Source organism: Pseudoalteromonas sp. SR45-5, assembly GCF_014163565.1.
GTDB classification, from domain to species: domain Bacteria; phylum Pseudomonadota; class Gammaproteobacteria; order Enterobacterales; family Alteromonadaceae; genus Pseudoalteromonas; species Pseudoalteromonas distincta.
The window spans coordinates 1-2,662 of sequence record NZ_JACJDN010000554.1 but is presented as its reverse complement, the minus strand read 5'-3'; the positions used below and the strand labels follow the sequence as shown (position 1 = coordinate 2,662).

The window sequence follows — 2,662 nt, the reverse complement described above, 5'->3', positions numbered from 1 at the left end:
CAATAAAGCCTACTGAGATGGCAATTACAGGGCTTAATAAAGCCGAAAAGATATCAATAACTTGCTTAGCAGTACTTAACGCTTCCAATTTAAATTCCTTTTAAGTTAACCCATTTAGATCTTTTTTAAGTTTTGTAAGTCAAAAAAGAAAGGCCTATCCCTATTTTATCTACAACCCTTAACGATTTTGCTGGGCGATAAAAGCAAGCGAGTGCTGATTGAATAAGTCAGGACGTTCTACATTGCAGACATGGCCACAATGGTGAATAGTTTGCAGTACGCTATTTTTATGACGCTTAACCATTTCTTTAACAGGGCCAAGGAACATATGATCTTCTTTGCCCATAATGTAAAGAATGGGAATATCAATGTCTTTTTCTTTGAAGTATTGCATTAAAGGATTTACGTCCATGGCTAATTTAAACCATTTTATAAACTCTTTTTGGCACAAGCGTTTTGCTTCACGAACAAACAAAAGTCGAGATTCTTTATGACGCTTTTTCGGCATCATGATAAAAGCAAATAAGCGATACAGCCACATATAAGGCAAGAAGTGTTTAAAAGTATTACCTAAATAAACCAATGTATTACTGCGAGTATTAAAACGAGTAACCGCTCCACCTAGCACCATGCTAGAAACATATTGCGGCGCAATTTCAGCAATATTTCGAATGAGTATTGTGCCCAATGAAATGCCAACAAAATGTGCGCTGGAGATATTGTTATGATCTAACACATCAATGATGTCTTTAGAGACATTATTAAATGAATAATTATTATCAACAAAGTTTTGTACTAAGTTATTCGATTTACCGTGACCACGAAGATCTAGCAACAACACATTATATTTTTTTTTATAGGCTTTAAGCTGACGAAACCAAATTGCCGAGCTACCACCTGCTCCATGGACAAATACAACCCATGTTTTACTGGTTTCGTGCGCAAAAGTAGTATGGAAGAGAATCTCTTTGCTCATTACAGTTAGTGGCCTATTTACTTCGTTTGGCATATTCAATTGCAGGAAGTATAACGGAGTTTAATAAAAATCTCTTATGAAGTTCAGATCAATGGCTTCTACTTAACAGCTTTTGGGAGCAGATTCTGATTTTTAAATGCAAACCAATAAAAATGACCAGTCCCTATTTTTACCTTATGAAAACCGCCTATCTCGGCTTTGCTGCTCGCGTGACACTATAGCGTGTTGGGTTTCGCTGCGCTCAAACCAACCTACTTTAAAATTATAATGTGGTGCTGCCGCTTAAGGGTTTGCTCACTTTTACACCGCTGTTTCGTATTCATGACACTTACCCTTCAATTTGGTCTAATTAATTAGTCTACAAATCCTCTCAAAACATGAAATTTTTAGCTAAAAACTATATTCTTGCGCGCGATTATTATTTAAATAATGGATAAACACACACATGACAACATCTCAAGATGCAACGCTTTCAAATGCATCAACAACAGGTGCACACACACCTTCAAACACACCCACTTCTAAATGGAATCTGCACGATACGCAGTGGACTTTAAGCCTTTTTGGTACCGCCGTTGGTGCGGGTATTTTATTTTTACCTATTAATATTGGCATTGGCGGTTTTTGGCCGTTAATTATTTTGGCATGCTTAGCATTTCCAATGACCTTTTGTGCACACCTTGGATTAGCGCGTTTTGTACTTTCATCAAAAAATAAAGATGCCGATTTTACCGATGTAGTTGAAGAACACTTTGGTGTGACTGCGGGGCGGTTAATTTCTTTATTGTACTTTTTATCTATATTCCCAATTTTGCTTATTTACGGTGTGGGCTTAACCAATACCGTTGATAGCTTTATGGTTAATCAAATGGGGATGGAATCACCTTCTCGCGTGTTGCTTTCGGGTGTATTAGTTGCAGGTATGATTAGCTTAATGATGGGCGGAGAGCGCTTAATGCTGCGTGCCTTTGCTATTTTAGTTTATCCGCTTGTGGGTATATTGTTCTTTTTATCACTTTATTTAATCCCTAGCTGGCAAATGCCAGATATGACAATGCCTGAAATGGGCAGCTTTGGTAAAACGTTGTGGTTATCTATTCCTATTATTGTGTTTTCGTTTAGCCACGCAGCGGCTATCTCAAGCTTTGTAAACGTGCAACGCGGTCACTACGGTGAACAAGCTACACATAAGTCTGAGGCGATTTTAAAGCGCACTAGCTTACTACTTATTACCTTTGTACTGTTATTTGTGTTCTCTTGCGTGCTGTCGCTTACAGGCGAGCAAATGGCCGCTGCTAAAGCCGCTAACGTATCGGTTTTATCCTACCTTGCTAACATTACTGATAACTCGTTTATTGCCACACTTGGGCCGCTTGTTGCCTTTATTGCTATTACATCGTCGTTTTTGGGTCACTTTTTAGGAGCGCGTGAAAGCTTTACGGGTTTAGTAACTAAACAAACAGGCTTAAGCGCTGGCGTTACCGATAAAATTGGTGTGTTAATCATGTTTTTAGCTATTTGGTTTTGTGCGGTTAAAAACCCAAGTATTTTAGACATGATGGATCAGTTATCGGGCCCTATCATTGCGATGATTTTATTCATTATGCCAATGATTGCAGTTTATAAAGTACCTGCACTTAATAAATACCGAAATCGCTTTAGCACGCTATTTATATTAGCGGTTGG

At 38.2% G+C, this 2,662-nt stretch carries 2 protein-coding genes; one reads left to right on the top strand and one right to left on the bottom strand.

The genetic code is table 11. The features are described from left to right. Nucleotides 1-178 precede the first annotated feature (178 nt). A complete protein-coding gene (locus H5072_RS16380; RefSeq protein ID WP_182694134.1) occupies nt 179-976 on the bottom strand; it encodes an alpha/beta fold hydrolase in 798 nt (265 codons plus the stop codon). Nucleotides 977-1,421: 445 nt separating this feature from the next. On the opposite strand from H5072_RS16380, the gene H5072_RS16375 reads away from it, so the two are divergent. Further along, nucleotides 1,422-2,662 (top strand): aromatic amino acid transport family protein (locus tag H5072_RS16375; protein ID WP_182694133.1); only part of this gene is annotated, 1,241 nt, incomplete at its 3' end.

Bases quoted from the DNA above. Each gene is read 5' to 3' on its own strand.
- H5072_RS16380 (WP_182694134.1), bottom strand. From the start codon at position 976: ATGAGCAAAGAGATTCTCTTCCATACTACTTTTGCGCACGAAACCAGT.